This window comes from Streptomyces sp. S063 (genome assembly GCF_002832675.1).
Classification (GTDB): Bacteria; Actinomycetota; Actinomycetes; order Streptomycetales; family Streptomycetaceae; genus Streptomyces; species Streptomyces sindenensis.
Map to the genome: position 1 here is coordinate 4009798 of NZ_CP021707.1, position 15717 is coordinate 4025514.

The 15717-nt window shown below is 65.9% G+C and carries 12 protein-coding genes and 2 pseudogenes; 3 read left to right on the plus strand and 11 right to left on the minus strand.

All coding sequences use genetic code 11. The features are described from left to right. Nucleotides 1-6: 6 nt before the first annotated feature. From CCZ36_RS18425 to CCZ36_RS18480, 11 genes and pseudogenes are all read right to left on the minus strand, one after another. Nucleotides 7-4809: an RHS repeat-associated core domain-containing protein gene (locus CCZ36_RS18425; RefSeq protein WP_237302691.1), complete on the minus strand. Its 4803-nt coding sequence runs from the start codon at nt 4807-4809 to the stop codon at nt 7-9. 583 nt (nt 4810-5392) lie between these two features. Next, nucleotides 5393-6064, minus strand: coding sequence for a nucleotidyl transferase AbiEii/AbiGii toxin family protein (locus tag CCZ36_RS18430; protein WP_128818146.1), 672 nt, complete (start codon nt 6062-6064; stop codon nt 5393-5395). Then, a complete protein-coding gene (locus CCZ36_RS18435) occupies nt 6061-6408 on the minus strand; it encodes a transcriptional regulator (protein ID WP_128818147.1) in 348 nt (115 codons plus the stop codon). The genes CCZ36_RS18430 and CCZ36_RS18435 overlap by 4 nt, the downstream gene beginning before the upstream one ends. 323 nt (nt 6409-6731) lie before the next feature. Continuing rightward, nucleotides 6732-7133, minus strand: coding sequence for a DNA-binding protein (locus CCZ36_RS18440; RefSeq protein WP_128818148.1), 402 nt, complete (start codon nt 7131-7133; stop codon nt 6732-6734). Beyond that, nucleotides 7130-7378: a type II toxin-antitoxin system CcdA family antitoxin gene (locus tag CCZ36_RS18445; protein WP_128818149.1), complete on the minus strand. Its 249-nt coding sequence runs from the start codon at nt 7376-7378 to the stop codon at nt 7130-7132. Before CCZ36_RS18445 ends, CCZ36_RS18440 begins: the two co-directional genes overlap by 4 nt. 371 nt (nt 7379-7749) lie before the next feature. Next, a complete protein-coding gene (locus CCZ36_RS18450) occupies nt 7750-9531 on the minus strand; it encodes a GmrSD restriction endonuclease domain-containing protein (protein WP_164873522.1) in 1782 nt (593 codons plus the stop codon). A 376-nt stretch (nt 9532-9907) separates the two neighbouring features. Then, nucleotides 9908-10237 carry a MazG-like family protein gene (locus CCZ36_RS18455; RefSeq protein ID WP_128818151.1) on the minus strand — a complete coding sequence of 110 codons (330 nt, stop codon included), beginning with the start codon at nt 10235-10237 and terminating at the stop codon, nt 9908-9910. 26 nt (nt 10238-10263) lie between these two features. Further along, entirely contained in the window at nt 10264-11586 is a 1323-nt protein-coding gene (locus CCZ36_RS18460) for a UDP-glucose dehydrogenase family protein (protein ID WP_128818152.1), read from the minus strand. A gap of 107 nt (nt 11587-11693) precedes the next feature. Then, nucleotides 11694-12926, minus strand: coding sequence for a hypothetical protein (locus CCZ36_RS18465; protein WP_128819596.1), 1233 nt, complete (start codon nt 12924-12926; stop codon nt 11694-11696). 299 nt (nt 12927-13225) lie between these two features. Beyond that, nucleotides 13226-13444 carry a hypothetical protein gene (locus CCZ36_RS18475; protein WP_007457738.1) on the minus strand — a complete coding sequence of 73 codons (219 nt, stop codon included), beginning with the start codon at nt 13442-13444 and terminating at the stop codon, nt 13226-13228. Nucleotides 13445-13727: 283 nt separating this feature from the next. Beyond that, nucleotides 13728-14261 (minus strand): annotated as a pseudogene (locus CCZ36_RS18480) (helix-turn-helix domain-containing protein); the annotation flags it as partial. On the opposite strand from CCZ36_RS18480, the pseudogene CCZ36_RS18485 reads away from it, so the two are divergent. From CCZ36_RS18485 to CCZ36_RS18495, 3 genes and pseudogenes are all read left to right on the plus strand, one after another. After that, a pseudogene (locus tag CCZ36_RS18485) lies at nt 14261-14518 on the plus strand (DUF1932 domain-containing protein); the annotation flags it as partial. The pseudogenes CCZ36_RS18480 and CCZ36_RS18485 sit on opposite strands and share 1 nt — an antisense overlap. A gap of 263 nt (nt 14519-14781) precedes the next feature. After that, entirely contained in the window at nt 14782-15003 is a 222-nt protein-coding gene (locus CCZ36_RS18490; protein ID WP_128818154.1) for a hypothetical protein, read from the plus strand. Nucleotides 15004-15099: 96 nt separating this feature from the next. After that, the gene (locus tag CCZ36_RS18495; RefSeq protein WP_128818155.1) at nt 15100-15699 is read left to right on the plus strand and encodes a hypothetical protein; all 600 of its coding nucleotides are present in this window, start codon (nt 15100-15102) and stop codon (nt 15697-15699) included. Nucleotides 15700-15717 lie beyond the last annotated feature (18 nt).

Sequence of the window (15717 nt, forward strand, 5' to 3'; positions counted from 1 at the left end):
TGTGCATCATCCCTTCCTGGGCTTGGGAGGCTGTATCTCGGGAATATCAGGCTTCGGGACATCGATTTTCTCATTACCTGAGTACCAGCGGATCTCCTCCCAGGGGCGCCCGAGCGGATCGGACTCGTTGAACATCACATCTGACTCGTACATGCGCACACTCCGCGCGACGACGCTCATTTCCCATGCCGTCCCCAAACCTGGACCCGGCAGGTTACCGGGCATCGGGCTGAACGGCTGCCCGTTCCGTGCGGCGGTCTGGAATGCATCCACGATCGTCTCCGGGGTATTCCAGTTGCCGTACTCGCCTCTACTGTTCGGCATCCCGTCGAGCGTGATGGACAACGTGGTGTTGCGGTCGCCCACTGCGGCCATGACGTTCGTCATCCAGACGGGTCCGCTCTGCTCGACTTCGGCGTAGTCGTCCCCGTTATAGGTGTGAGCTCCTGGATCACCGTTGGCGCGGAGATGCTCGGCCAGTGAGTTCGAGGCGTTGGTGGGCTCCTGATTCACCCCCAGTACCACACTGTGCTTGTGCTCCGCGCTCCGGTGCGGGCACCCCGCAAGACCCAGAGGGTCGATCCACCGCGTCGGGTCGTCGACATAGGTGACCGCGTTCGGGGCCGGGGTCAGACCGAGCGGGTCGGGGGAGAGGTAGCGGCCCGACTCGGGGTCATAGTGGCGGTGACGGTTGTAGTGGAGGCCCGATTCCGGGTCGAAGTACTGGCCGGGGAAGCGCAGGGGGGTGTACGCGTCGGCGTCGCGGTTCCACGACGTGGCTCCCCACAGGGCGGTACGGGTGCGCCACGCCACCTCGCCCTGTTCGTCGACCAGTTCGCGAGGCGTGCCGATGAGGTCGGTGATGATCGCGAAGAAGCGGCTGTCGACTTCCGCCCGGTCCACGAGCCGGCGTTCCACCTGGGTCACCGGCTTCACGCCGTCGTGGTCCCAGGTGAGGGCGACGGAATCCGGGGAGCCCGTCGTGGACGTGGTCTGTTCGCAGAGAGTGTCGCCGTCCCAGGTGAAGGTCGCCTCCTCGACCACCGTCGCCCCGTCCTCGGCAAGGCGCTGCTTGGCCGAGCGCCGTCCCAGGGCGTCGTAGAGGTAGCGCCAGCGCGTACCGTCCGGCGTGGTGACCGAGACGAGGCGGTCCTCCGCGTCCCAGCCGTAGCGCCAGGTCTCGGGCTTGCGGGAGAGGCGGGTCCTCTGACGCAGAATCACCCGGCCTTGGGCGTCGTGCTCGTACCGGACACGGCCCGCACGGGTGATGCGCGTTCCGGCGTACTCGCGCGGGCCGGAGGCGTCGCCCGCACCGGGCCAGGAGGCACTGGTCTGGTTCCCGGCCTCGTCGTAGGCGTACCGCTCCGACCAGTTCTCCGCCGTGACACCGGTGACCCGGCCATCACGGGAGACCTCCAGTCGCTTGCGGCTCCCGGTCAGCTCTTCGGCGGAGGCGAGATGGCCGTCGGGGCGGTACGTGTACGTGCGGCGCTGGAGGACCCGGTCACCGGTCGTCCGGACGAGCTGGTCGATCAGGCGCCCCGCCGGGTCGTACGCGAGGTCGACGGTCAGCGCGTCACCGATCCGGCGGCCGGTCTCGCGACCCGTCTCGTCGAAGTGGAAGCCCAGCCGGTGGCCGGAGGCGGTCAGCTCGGCGGTGCGACCGGCCGGGAAGGACCAGGAGCTGACGGCACCGGACGGGGTCACGCGACGGGTGCGCCGCCCGGTCTCGTCGTAGGTGTTGACCAGTTCGCGGCCGCCGCACACCTCCCGGAGGACCCTGCCCGAGCTGTCGCGGACGAAGGAGAGGTCAGTGTCCGGCCCCGTCGCCGAGGCGAGGCGGCCGTGGATGTCGTAGGCGAAGCGGGTGACGCTCCCGTCGGCGTCCTTGGCGGTGACCCGGCCCGCGATGTCGCGTTCGTAGCGGACCGTCTGACCGAGTCCGTTCGTACGGGAGAGGAGTTGGCCGCAGGCGTCGTGGGAGTAGCGGAGGGTGCGGCCGTCGTAGTCGGTCTCCGCGCTGGTGCGGCCTGCCGCGTCATAGGTGTAGTCCCAGGTCAGACCCTGGGGGTTGGTGACCCGGGTGAGGCGCAGTTCGGTGTCATGGGTGAACTCCTGGCGCGCGCCGCCTGGTGTGGTGCGGGCGGCGACAAGATCGAAGTGGGTGTACTCGAAGCGGGTCTCGCCGCCCGTCGCGTCGGTGTGCACGAGGCAGTTGCCCTCGCCGTCGTACGTCCACGACTGCTGCGATCCGTCGGGGTCCGTCCGGCGGGCGAGCTTGCCCTCGACCGTCCACTCCAGGTCGGTGGTGCGGCCCTGCGGGTCGGTGATGCGCACCGGGCGTCCGAATGCGTCCCGGACGTAGCGGGTGACCGTACCGAGTGGCCCGCGCACCGCCAGCGGCAGACCGGCCGCGTCACAGCGCAGTCGGTCCAGCGCGCCCAGGGAGTCGTCGACTCCGAGGAGCTGGCCCTGCGGGCCGTGGGTGAGCCGGGTGGTGGACCCGTCCGGCCGGGTGAAGCGCGTCGGGTTGCCCCGGTCGTCGTACTCCTGTCGCGATGTCGCGCCGTCGGGGCCGGTGACGGTGGCGAGCTGGTTCAGCTCGTTGTACTCGATCCGGGCGATGGTGCCGTCGGGGTGCTCGACCCGGACCGGGTTTCCGCGCTCGTCGTAGGTGTACGTGGTGGTACGCCCGAGGGGGTCGGTCCGGGACAGCAGCCGGTCGTACCGGTCGAAGCTGCGGTGGGTGACGCCGCCCAGCGCATCGATCTCCGCGACGGCCTGGAGCCGGTCGTTGAACTGGTGGACCTTGGTCGCACCGAGGGAGTCCGTGTACCGGGTGACGCGGTCGCCCGTCTCCGGATGGACGTCGTAGGCGAACGTCGACGACAGATAGCCGTCCGGGCCGACCGTGCGGACCACGCGGCCCTCATCGTCGTACACATAGCGGAACGTGGAGTCGTTACGGTCGGTCCACGAGGTGATCCGGTCGTCGGGGTCGTACGTGAAACGCAGCGGCAGGCCGGACGAGTTGATGACGGCGTCGAGGTTGCCGCGAGGGTCGTAGCCGTAGCGCATGACGGTGACGGGGCCGTCCGGCGTACGCAAGGACAGCTCCCGTATGCGGGAGTCCTCGACGGCCAGGGCGACCCGGTAGCCCCCGGAGTGGACGACGGCGGTCGGACTGCCGTCCCCGAGGCGGGCGAAGTCGATCCGGTTGAGGTTGCGGTCCTCGATCTCCCGGAGCCAGTAGGCGGAGGACGCGCTGTACGGGCCGCCGCGGAAGGAACGCGTCAGCCCTGAACGGGGGTCGGAGACGAGATAGGTGGTTTCGCCGTTGCCCTGGCCTCCGTGCCGGAGCGGCAGCCGGGGGCCTTCCACGGGGAGCACCCCGTCGTCGTCCTCGGGCAGGGGCAACCGCGGATAGACGAGGAGCGAACCGTCCTCCCGGGACCACACCGCGCCCCCGCCGAGGGGGTCCAGCTCGATCCGCTCGTCCAGCGTGGAGGCCCAACTACGCCCGAAAAACTGGCCGTAGCGGTAGCCGGAGAGATGGGTCCGGCGAAGGACCAGAGGAAGAACTCCGGGCAGGGCCAGATCGGTCTGCGGGAGGGTCATCTCGCCGGTGGCGACGTCCACCGGGTCGTTCTCGCAGGTCTTCTTCTCCAGCGAGATGGCGTTACGGCGCGGCTCGTCCTTGGCGTTCTTCAGAGCGTCGGCCTTGGTGCGGGCGGAGTTCCGGGGCGCATCGGGGCGCGGGCCGTCTTCCTTGTCGCCCTTCTGCACCTTGACGCCCTTGGACATCATCTCCTTGATGTCCAGTTCGATCTTCTTCTGGTTGTCGGAGATCTCCTTGACTGCCTTCGGCAGTGCCTTGCCGACGTGGTCGCCCATGGCCTTGTTGGCCTTGCCGAGCGCTTTCATGGCCTTGTCGATCACGGGGTCCAGGGCGCCGGCGATGTCATCCTTGCCGCGGGTGCGTCCGTGGGACGTCCTGGCCTTGGAGAGCTTGCCCGCGGTCCTGCCGTGCACGTTGACGCTGACGAGGTTCAGCTGGGTACCGGCGCGCGTGTGCTCCGCGTGCTCGATGTGCACGCCCTTGCCGGGCGCGGGGCCGGGACCGGAGCCGTCGGCCGAAGCGAGTTGGAGGGAATCCTTGGCTCCCGCCACCCCTTCGTTGAAGCCTTCCTTGCCCGATTGGCCGACCTGGTTCATGTCGACGCCGTCCTGGAGGCCGAGCGCGTTGGCTCCGACCTGTACGGCGAGGTCCGCGGCCATGTTCTCCAGCGCGGCGACGGCCGGCTCGGTCAGGGCGGAGACGATATAACCGACGACCTCCTCCATGCACTCCTTGATGATCCGGCGAATGGCCTGCTGGGCGACGGCGATCGCCGCCCCGCCGATGAGCATGGAGAGCCCGCCGGTCACCGGTATCAGCGCCATGGAGATGCCGGCCTTGCCTGCCAGCACGCCGAGGTGGACGAGTGCGGCGTACTTCATGGCCTCGATCGCCGTGGCCGCGTTGTCCAAGGCGCCGGCGATCGTCCGCGCACCGCCGGCCAGGTCCTTCACGTGCTTTTTCTGAACCTTGCCCCAGTGGCCCTTGAGCGCGTCGAGAGCTTCGCCGCTTCCGGAGGACAGCAAACGTTGCACGTGCTGGTTGGCAAGGTGACCGTCGTCCTCGACGTCGTCGGCGAACTCTCGGAGAGCGTCGGCCATGTCCCGGTACGCGTCTTCGTCGACGTTCGGCCAGTTGATCCCGATGAGGTCAAGCATGGTGTCGGCCCAATCGGGCACGGTGACAGCCACAGTGCGAAATCCCCCCGTACAAAGCTGCGTTCATTGAACGCACGTGCGAACAGGATCTCATTTCCGGGCCGCGTTACCAAGATCGTTCACGGTCGGCGGGCACGGACGAGCGGGCAGCGCGAGGTGAGACCGTGGCTGCCCGGAGCCTGGGCTATCGCAGCGAGATATGGCGGCGCTGGGCGGCGAGGCGGTGGGAGGGAGCCCCGTGGGCGGCTGCGGGGGCGCCCACGGTCGAGGTGAGCTGCCTGGAGGGTCGCCCGGTGGTTGTTCGAGTCACACGAGGGCGCACTGCCTGCCCCGGATCTGGCGCGCGACACCTGGAGTGGACCAGACAACAAACAAGGCCCGGGTCGATGACCTGGGCCTCAGTCGTGGAGCGGGTGACGAGAATCGAACTCGCGCTCTGAGCTTGGGAATCAGCGGTTCCTGGGCTGGTAGAGGGGCTCTGAACTGGGGCTTTGCAGCGGGCAGCGGATGCTCCCCGGGGTCTCTGAGACCGTATCCGACCGCTGATATCCGCTCTGCTGGGCACGGATGGGGCACAGTCGGCGTGGGCTGAGCGCGTCCGGCCTCCATGCGGCCTTCAGTCTTCGTGCGGAGTCTCCAGCTCTTGGAGCCGTTCGCCGATGTCGGTGGCCCATGCCTGTGCCCACTGACGCAGCCCGGTGATCGCTAGTTCGTCGAGTCCGTAGGCGGCAAATTCCGTGTCATCGATCCAATCGGCTCCACCCAGTCGCGCTTGCAGCTCGCTCAGGTCGAAGGAGTCGCGGGCGTGGCGCCGACCGAGTTCTTCGAGTTCGACATGGCTCCAGCGGTTCGCGGCAGCCTGCACGTCGATCAGGTCCCTGGCGAGTCCGCGGTCGAAGAGTGCGCGGACTTTGGTTCCGACGACATCTTCGAGGGACAGCACCAGGCCGTGCTCGGTGTGTACGGGCGGTCGCCAGAGCGCTTCCTTGAGGATGTCGACCTCGCACTCTTCGTGACTGACGGGATCGGTGACGATCAGGCGTGCGGAGAGGGGGTCTGTTTCCAGCGCGCTGACCTGCCACCCGTGTTGTTCCAGGCCGGCGCGCACGGCAGTAGCGATGTCCTCCATGCGACCGGGGTTCTCGGTCGCTACGTCGAGGTCCTGGCTGAGCCGGTCGACCAGGCCGTGTGCCTGAACTGCGTAGCCGCCGGCTAGGGCCAGAGGGTAGGCACCGCCCACGGCGAGTACATCCGCCAGCAGGCGACGGTGCAGGTCGGTGAGGTTCACGCAGCAGCCTGGGTGCTGTGAGCGAGCTCCTCGAAAGAGTGTTCCCAGACTTCACGTACATCACGGCTGATCAGTGTGCGCAGTGTGGGCCACAAGCTGACGAGTAGGCCGCGATTGAGGAACCGGACCAGGTCGTCGTGCTGGCCCTCGGCCAACACGATGCGGTAATAGCTCATCCGCAGCCGGGGCTGGTCGAGGTCGAACGTGGTCAGCCCCGACCATGCCAGGTGAAGGGGCAGGCGCACCGTGCCGTGCTCGGGGCCGACAAGCTCGGAGAGTGCCCTGGGCAGGCGCCGGGCGAACTTGGCACGGCGGAGATCGGAAAGACTGGGCTGTGATGCCATACGTCGATTATCCAGGGAGAGGCCACCGAAGCCGACCGGACGCATCCGAGGTGGTGACCCGAACGAAGAAGCCCCGGGCCGCTGGCCTGGGGCTTTGATGTGGAGCGGGTGACGAGAATCGAACTCGCGCTCTGAGCTTGGGAATCAGCGGTGCTTGAGTTCCAGAAGGGCCCTGACCTGCATTTTCCTGCGAGGAAGCTGGGGTCGCCATGGTCTCTGGAGGCTTTATCCGACCGCTGTTGTCCGCTCTGCTGGGCACGGATGGGGCACGAGGGCTGCGATGAGGCGGACCTTGCCTGGGGGGCTCGGGGTGGGCCGGCGGGTCAGAGAGGGATGATGCGGACCTTGTTGCCGCAGAGCTGGGTCATGTCGTCGCTGTCTGAGGTCAGGAGGGCGACGGGTTTCGGCTGGCGCAGGGCGACTTCGGCGACCGTGGCGTCAATGGCGTACTTGTGCCCGTGCAGTCCGGCACCCTTGAGCAGTTCTGCAGCTGCTTTCGCCGCCTGTTCGGTGACGGGCTCCACCTTGACGCGGGACAGGGCCCAGTTCAGGCGGGGCATGTTGGTGCGGGAGTGAGTCACTTCCACGATGGTGTTGGCCCCGATCACCAGGTCCGCCCCCATGTCATGGAAGACCTGAAGCATCGCGAGCAGCTTGCGGTCCTGCGCGATCCAGGCGGAGAGCCCTTCCGAGTCCAGGACGACGGTCTCGATGCGCTCGCTCACGCGGCATCCGCGCCCGTGGAGGTACCGGCGGAGCCAAAGATCTTCTCGCGCGCCTCGGCGAGCTCCTCGTCGCTGAAGGGTCCGTGCTCCTCCTCGTGACGGCGGAGGTCGTCGCCCAGGAGCTGGTGCCGGATCTGGCGGGCTACGGCTTCCGCCACGTAGCCGGAGACGTTGTCCGTGAGCTTGCGGAGCTCCGCCACCTGGTCGCTGGGTAGCGTGACGGTGATGCGAGTCGTTGAGGACATGAACCCAGCATACTGGAGTATGCACAATTTGGTTCAGGTCACTGCCTCGCCTTGACGACCGCATCCGGATGCTCGGTGTGGAGGCATGAGCAGCGGTCGCTTCCGGCTTCTCACTGCAGGGTGAGGGCCCGGGCCGCTGCCGCTGGTCGGCAAGCCAAAGCCCCCGGCCACCGACCAGGATCTTCATTCATGAAGCGGTGACGAGAATCGAACTCGTGCTCTGATTAGGAATCACCGGTCGGCACACTGCCCCGAGTTTCTGACGTGAGACGAACTGACCACGCCCCAGGAAGAGCGTGGTCGGCGCAGCCTGATTTAGCAAGATTATGAATCTCGCATAGGCGGTCTACGTACTAGCAGCCTTGTTTAGGTTATCTAGCGAAGCGTTTAGACATAGCGAGTGCTTCACTGGTCGTCATCTTACGCAGATCCTCTCCGTTCCGGACATAGTAGTCATCATTGTAACTTGAGAGTTCCGCCTGCTGGGGAACTCTGATGACGACGTACGATCTCCCAGAGTAAGAGATTGTGTCGACATTGGCCAATACCGCCCCTTTGAGAGGGTCGCTGAGAGGAGACCCTTGGATTGCTTGAAGAATCTTTCTTGCGTATTCGCTCAACTGAATTCCCAAGGATCGACATTCGCGGTCGACTCCAACAAGTAGTTGACTACCCATTCGGAGAGGCACTACAGAGTCAATTTGCTGAATCCTATCTGCGTCCATTTCTGTGTCTGCGACGCCAAACACGATGTAGCCGTCTGCTTCTGGCCCGACATTGGCGATGGCCGAGATAATCTTGGGCAGCTTTTCGAGGAACCTTCGATTAATGGCCCGCTTGCCATCCAGAGAGGCGATTCCCTGTTTGAACTCGTACCGTGCGCTCTCGATGGGGGCGCGCCTGATAATATTGGGGAATTCGATCTCCATTGCGGGTCCGTGCGACAGTGAGGGCCGCGGTGCGCTGGCAAAGTGTTTCTCGAGGAGTCCGCGGGCAATGTCGATATTTTCTTGACGCTGCTGCTCGGTCGTGGTGTTTCTACTTGGGGTCAGCTTCGCTGAGATCTTCCGGATAGCGCTGAATGCAGCCTTCGGGGCTACGAGCTGCTTCTGCTGTCTAATCATTAGATCATAGAAAGCCATGAATACGGCATAGAAGGGTGTTTTTGCGGAAGTGAAACTGCTAGTGCTCACATGGGACCTAAACGCCCCGCTGACCCCCGGACGCTCCGATTCAACCATTGTCTTCATGGCGCCGAGTACATCTTTTACGTCTGTAGAGAGAGAATCCGTTCCATAAGCGTTTAGGTCAATATTGAGCGAGTTGCTTTCAGGTGTGGTGAGATCAAAATATTTATCAAGCACATCGGAGCTAACGCTAAATGTGTTACCTCTGACCACGGAAATGCAAATATCCGATAGAAGTTGCTCGTCCTCGCTCTGCTGTAGTTGGCGGGGATTCAGTACTCCCAGACTGCACCAGAAAGTCTCTTCAGCAGCGATTCCGTACCCAAGTCTTTCGCGGGCGGAGTCGATTGATACTACTGGCATCTTGGTGAGGGGGAGAATGTCAGGCGACCCGTCATATCTGAAGTCGGAAGCTAGCCGCCTTACCATTTTTACAAAATCACTTACAACTCCTGCCTGCCGCTTTTCTTGTGCACTAAGTTGACGTCCGCCTGAGTTGATTCGCCGAAACACTTCTGTCACCTGCGTCTCTTCCTTGGAATCGAAGATGGTGACAGCTAGTTGATAGTCGAGCAAATCGGCGCACTCGGTCGCCGAGATTAGGTCGACATCTTCGGGTGCTCTCTCGAAGGCCCCAGCTTCCGAAAATTGACGTGCGCGAGAGAACTCCTGCAAGTCAAAGAATTCCCTTTTATCGCCCCTCGGGATTGCGTACTTGTGCTCAATAAAACCAAAGATGGCGTCTAGTCGCTGCATGCCGTCGATGATTTCAAAATTCCCATCCACCGTTTCCGCGAGGAGGAATAGCGGGATCGGGAAGCCTTTAAGGATGCTATCGATCAGGTGGACCTTTTCGTCAACCCCCCAAACAAGTTTTCTCTGATAGTTCCTATTTACTATCATCTTTTCGCTTCGATACAAGCTGTAGGCTTCTTGAATGGACATACCGCGAGGGGTGATGGACATGGGTGCCCTTTCTCCTGCTGATTGATTTGCGAACCAACGGAGTGTCATCTTCGCAGGGCGCCGAATGACGGATGGCCGGTGTGTGTTCTTGTGGCATTTTGTGAATATGTGGGAGAGAGGTCGATCGCCCTAGCCGCAGCGGGTCCCTCCCCGCCATGGTGCTAGTTCCAGTCGCGTGACTGGCTTAGCCGGGACCAAGACGGGCCAGAGGTAGGAACGGTGGGACCCGGCGGCGCGCGGCGAGCGGAGCGAGTCGCCTTGATGGAGTAGAGAAAGTTCTGCCGCGCTGGGAGCAGGTGCCTGCCGCAGCTTGTGTGTCGGACGTTGCCGTCGATCGCGCTCACCTGAAGCGGTCGACGGCAACGTCTGGAGCCCGTCAGGCTGCCGCAGCGGCCTCACGGCCCCTTCGCGTCCGACGGTGCAGGATGTCATCGAAGGTGGCGTGGGCGCCCATGGGGTCGATGTAGTGCATGGCCAGGAGCGCTGCAATGACGGCGCCGACCAGGTCGTTCTGGACCTCGGACCAGGTGTGGTCGTCGCCGCAGGTGGTGAGGCCCTTCAAGCCGTGGAGGGCGTGCATGGCCTCGCCGGCCTCCTCGGCGACCTTGCCGACCTGGAGGGCTTTGAGCTCCTCGTCGGGGAGGTGGGCGCCGGCTGCTCGGCAGACGGCGGAGAGCTTCTCGATGTTGTCCCACAGGGTGTCCACGTCGGACCTCCGATCGATGGGTTCGGCTATTCCTGTGCGGGTCGTCCGAGCTGGCGTACAGTCCATCCGGCCATGCGCCAGGCGTCGGCGTCGATGAGGTTGCGGAGGTCGACGAGGACCTGGTCCGCGACCAGTGGGGCGAGTGCCTTGGGATCCGCCTCGCGGAAGTGGGGCCATTCGGTGGCCAGGACGATCAGCTCGGCTGCCGCGAGGGAGTCTTCGAGGTCTTCGCAGTAGTCGAGTTCGGGGTGGCGGCGCAGTGCTGTGGGGACGGCGTGCGGGTCGTGGACGGTGACGGTCGCGCCGCGCTGGTGCATGAGCGCGGCGATCGCCAGGGCCGGGGATTCGCGGACGTCGTCGGTACCGGCCTTGAAGGAAGCGCCCCAGACGGTGATGCGTACGCCGTCGACGAGGCGGCCGAGCGTCTGCTCGATGAGCTTCAGTGCGGCGGTGGGGCGGGACTCGTTGACCTCCTCTGCCGCGCGCAGCATGGTCGCTGCCTCAGCGGCGCCCAGGGTGCGCGCGGAGGCGGTGAAGGCGCGGACGTCCTTGGGGAGGCAGCCGCCGCCGTAGCCGGGGCCGGCGTTCAGGCCGCCGCGGCCGATGCGGGGGTCCAGGCCGATGGCCTCGGTGAGCTGCTGGACGTCGGCTCCGGCGGCGGTGCACATGTCGGCGACGCCGTTGATGAAGGAGATCTTCATGCCGAGGTAGGCGTTGGCGGCGCCCTTGATGAGTTCGGCGGTGGCAGGGTCGGTCACGAACAGCGGGATGCCGTTCGCGAGCAGTGGTGCGTAGACCTGGCGTACCGCGTCCTCGGCGCGGGCCGAGGGGACGCCGACAACGATCCGGTCGGGGCGCAGGGTGTCGTCGATGGCGTGGCCCTCGCGCAGGAACTCGGGGTTCCAGACCACCTCCACGTCCTCACCGGCCGGGGAGAGCCGGGCGAGAAGAGCACCGAGGTCGCGGGAGGTGCCGACGGTCACCGTGGACTTGCCGACGATGACGGTCGGGCGGGTCAGGTGCGGGGCGAGGGCGCGGGCGGCGCCGAAGACCTGCCCGGTGTCATAGCTCCGTCCGTCCGCGTCGATCGGCGTGCCCACGGCGAGGAAGTGGACGTCGGCGAACTCGGCCGCCTCTGCGAGGCTGGTGGTGAACCGCAGGCGTCCGGTGGCGGTGTGGGTGCTGAGGAGTTCGGGCAGGCCGTCCTCGTAGATGGGGCACTCACCGGCGTTGAGGCGGTCGATCTTCGCCTGGTCCAGGTCCACGCCGATGACCTCGTGGCCGATCTCGGCCATGGCAGCGGCGTGGGGGATGCCCAGGTGACCACAGCCGATGACGGATACGCGCATGGGTCGACGCTCCTTTCCTTATCCCTCGCCCGCCCAGGGGAGTCCGGGCCGGCCGGGTGCGTCACGCTAGCGCCAACACCCGGCGCGACCCTCTTCGTGCAGGTGGATCAACCAGCGTGCTGTTTGAGCAGGTTGACGAGGGCGGGCAGTGCCTCGGCGGCGGTCGCCCGGCACACCAGGTCGCCGTCCTGGGGGCCTTCCAGCGGGTACGGCATGAACTGGCCGTCGTGCCAGAAGCCCTCCGGGTCCAGGTAGACGACCTGCATGCCGCGAGCGCGGGCGCGGGCCTGGACCTTGCGGCGGTCGGCGTGCAGGCCGACGACGAGAAGGGCCTTGGCGCCGTCCACCCACTCGACGTCGGGTACGGCCTGGTCGTAGCGGCGCATGAAGCACTCGTCGAGCCCGGCGCGCGCCGCGAGCACGTCGAAGTTGTTGGTGATGACCGGGCCGACGAGGTGACCGGCGTCCTTCAGTTCCTTCAGCGCCCACATCGCCGGAGTCGGTTCGGCCAGGAAGCAGGCGCGGAACATCTCCACGAATTCCGCAGTCTTCTCCTCCGGCTCCGTCAGCACCTCGTGGAGGAGCGTGTTCGCTGTCGGGGAGAGAGTGAAGCGGTGTTCCCGAGGCTCGTGGCCCTGGCGGTCGGTCACCCGGTAGATCTCGTGGAGCCGGTGCAGGGGCGGGATACCCGCCTCGACCGACGTACCGCAGCCGATCTCCACCTGGAACGGCAGCAGGTCCGTGAGGACGGACAGGTCTGGGACGCGGGTCGGCGTACCCGGGCGGTCCTTGCACCTGATCCCGGTGGAGAGGACGTTCCACGGCAGTTGCCGGACAGCGGGCGGCGGTGCGTAGGACACCGAGGCGATCTGCACGTCGAGGCTCCGGTAGCCGACGGGGAGGGTACGGCCCGCCGCCGCGTCCTGGGGGTGGGCGTCGTGCTCGGTGATCCGGCACTTCAGATCCCGGCGTGTCCATAAGAATCCGCCAGGAGCCTCCTTCCAGCCGCCGGTGGCGAGCGAGTCCCACAGGGCGTCGTGGTGCGCGTCGATCTCATCCGCTGGAGCGGTAGCGGAGTGGTAGAGGTACAGGTCGGTCAGGCCGATGGCCGGCGCGGCAGTGGTGGGGACCAGGCCGTACCGGTAGCGGTAGTGGATGATCCGCCGCCGAGCGTCGTCGGCGGCCGTCCAGCCGCTCTGTTCGGCCGTGGCCTTCTCCTGCGTACGACGCCAGATGCCTTCCTCGATGTAGCGGGGTCGGTCGGCGTCGCCGAAGTAGGTCTTCCAGACCTGCTGTTGGTCGGGGGTGAGCTGGTCGATGACGATGTACGGGATGTCCACGATCTCTCCCTGGAGAATCACGGATGTTCCGGGTGCATGGCAGGCTCCGTTTGCTGGGAACGTGGGGTGAACGTCCCGGACAGCGGAGCGGAGTCAGTGGTCGGAGGGCGAGCTCGCGTCCGCCGAGACGGCGGCGGGCTGATGACCGAGGCCGTTGAGGAGCGGGTCGGCCTGCTCACGCAGTGCCCAGGCCGGGCCCACCAGGCCGGCGACCGCCAGAAGCGTGAGCGCGATGCCTCCGCCTGCGGGGCGTACGGAGCGCGGCGCGGCTTTTCGGGCGTGGCGTCGCCGAGCCCCATTCACGGGGTGCCGCCGAGGGCCCGTCCGTGTGCGTCGACGAGGCGGCTGGTCTGCTGGTGCAGCCACTCCAGCTCGACAGAGGTGAGGATGAGCGCGCCATCGAGGGTCGAGCCGTCATCCAAGTGGAACTCGATGGGAACCGATCCCTGCCGGGCACGCGGGTCGTAGACCGCGTCCCGTCCGGCCGAGAGCGTGGCGTGGGTGGCCCTCACCGGCACGGGACTGAGCGTCGTCCCGTCAGCGGGCGCGGACCACGGGGCCCCGCCCCCGGGCGGACGCAGGTGGTACGTCGTAGCGGAGCCCTCACCGGGGAGAGCGACCACGACCCCGACACGGCCATCGCGAGCGCTGTCCGTCGCGAGGTCGCCGAGCCGTGGAACGAACGGTGCTGCCGTACCTAACTCGGCTCCCTGCGCGGGAAGATGAGAAAAGCGTCGTCGCGTCATGCCCCGAAGTTAGGGACAGGACGGGCCTCGAATATGAGCCGGAGGAATACGACCCCTATCCGTCCAGGTGAAAGCGGTCGGACATGTGCCGCAGCTTCTCCCTCGTGGCTGCTCGTTCCGCGTAGACGATGCTGCGAAGCGTTGAACGGGCGATGGGATGGTTCCGCACGAGCTGCGGCGCGATCCGCTCAGCCGCCTCCAGCTCGGTGAGGGCCTTTGCCCGGTTTCCGTCCCACAGCCAGGCCCGCGCCACGTCCATGTGGTGGTGGCCCTGACGTGAGTTTGGCAGTGCCCCGACCAGGCTCGGGCTGGTGCGGCGGTTTATCTCCAGAGCTTTGCCCTGCTTGCCCATTTCCAGGGCCACGCTGATCGCGTGGATCTGCACGTTCCCGGCGGAGAACGTCAGCGAATGTCGGTCGTACACCGGTGCCCCGACGTACGCGTCCATGCGTTCCGCCGCGTCCTTCGCGTGCCCGATCCGGTCCTCCGCTTCCGACGGGCGGTTGGCCCGAGCAGCGGAGATGGCCGCCCGAAGCTGAAGCGTGCCCCAAGCCCGCACGGCCAGCGGGTCACCCTGCTCGTACGGCTCAGCTCACGGCCGAAGCCGAGATCATGATCTCCGCGATCCTCTCCGACCCCGATTACCTGCCGAGCGTGGCAGCCAGGGCCTGGCGCTGGGCGCCGGAGATGGAAGAGATCGCCGATACGCTCCGCGCGGCTGACCTGCCCACGGACATGGCCGAGGCCACGGCTCGGGTACTCGCTTTCTGGGAGCAGGACAAGGACCAGTACGGCTTGTCGGTCGTGCACGCCCTCGCTCAGCTTCGGTCAGGGAGGCGCACCTAGACAGGTCCAGACAACAAACAAGGCCCGGGTCGATGACCTGGGCCTTAGTCGTGGAGCGGGTGACGAGAATCGAACTCGCGCTCTGAGCTTGGGAATCACTGATCGGTTGAGAATGAAGAGGGCCCTGAACTGGGGAAACGACTCAATCTAACGTGAGCTGAGTAGTGCCTGAGTGGCTCGTGGTGACCGCTGTTGACCGGTCATTCTGGTGCCAATCTGGTGCGCTACGGTTCGTCCTCGACGGGCTTGGGAGGGGGGCGGTCATGGACGTCGTGGAGCTGATGGAGTGGTTGGCCGAGCAAGGATGCTCGGTGGTCTTCAAGGCTGATGGTGAGCGCACACAAGGGCAGCGTTGGATGGTGATCGTCTCCGGCGGCGCTCTGGGGGCGGAGGGGTTCTTCCGGGTTGACCTGTCGTCCGCCGATGCGTGCGTTAAAGCCACCCTTGAGCACTTGGCGGGACGGCGGATCTCACCCTTCGCCTGAGCTTGGAAAGCCGCAGCACCCTGAGGAGGCTTGCTGGAGTGCTGGACCGGGCAAAACTCGGGCGACGGAAGGCTGCCGTGACACTAGTGTGCGGCGATGATGAATGAGGGAGCACGCCTTGGCGCGGAGGCCGCGCGTCGCCTGGCACAGACAAACCTCTATGAGTTCGAGCCGGGGTTGACGGACGCTGAGTTTGCGCGGATCGAGCGGGAGTACGGGTTCCAGTTCGCGGACGATCACCGAGCATTCCTCGCGGCGGGCCTTCCGATCAACGTTGCTCCCGAGGATGGCCAGACCTGGCACAAGCCTTGGCCCGAGTGGCGCAGCGGCGATCCGGACAGGTTGCGCGATCAGTTGGGCTGGCCCGTTGAGGGTGTTCTCCTCGACATCGAGCACAACGATTTCTGGTACCGGCCATGGGGCGAGCGACCGGGCGATGATCTAGCCGCCCTGGCCACAGCGCGGCGCCGTCTTGCAGAAGTGCCGGTGCTGGTGCCCGTGTACGCCCACCGGTACCTTCCCGCCGGCCAGGGAAGCTTCGGGCATCCCGTGCTCTCGATGTGGCAGACCGACATCATTTACTACGGGCAGGACCTGGTCGATTACATGCACCAGGAGTTCAACGAGGCACGGGGCGACGTCGACGAGAGTTGGAACCCGAGAGCGACCGCCACATTCTGGCGGGACTTTCTCTGACTCCTGGCGCTCACGGAG

Bases quoted from the DNA above. Each gene is read 5' to 3' on its own strand.
- CCZ36_RS18490 (WP_128818154.1), top strand. From the start codon at position 14,782: ATGGACGTCGTGGAGCTGATGGAGTGGTTGGCCGAGCAAGGATGCTCG.
- CCZ36_RS18450 (WP_164873522.1), bottom strand. From the start codon at position 9,531: ATGTCCATCACCCCTCGCGGTATGTCCATTCAAGAAGCCTACAGCTTG.
- CCZ36_RS18495 (WP_128818155.1), top strand. From the start codon at position 15,100: ATGATGAATGAGGGAGCACGCCTTGGCGCGGAGGCCGCGCGTCGCCTG.
- CCZ36_RS18460 (WP_128818152.1), bottom strand. From the start codon at position 11,586: ATGCGCGTATCCGTCATCGGCTGTGGTCACCTGGGCATCCCCCACGCC.
- CCZ36_RS18445 (WP_128818149.1), bottom strand. From the start codon at position 7,378: ATGTCCTCAACGACTCGCATCACCGTCACGCTACCCAGCGACCAGGTG.
- CCZ36_RS18435 (WP_128818147.1), bottom strand. From the start codon at position 6,408: ATGGCATCACAGCCCAGTCTTTCCGATCTCCGCCGTGCCAAGTTCGCC.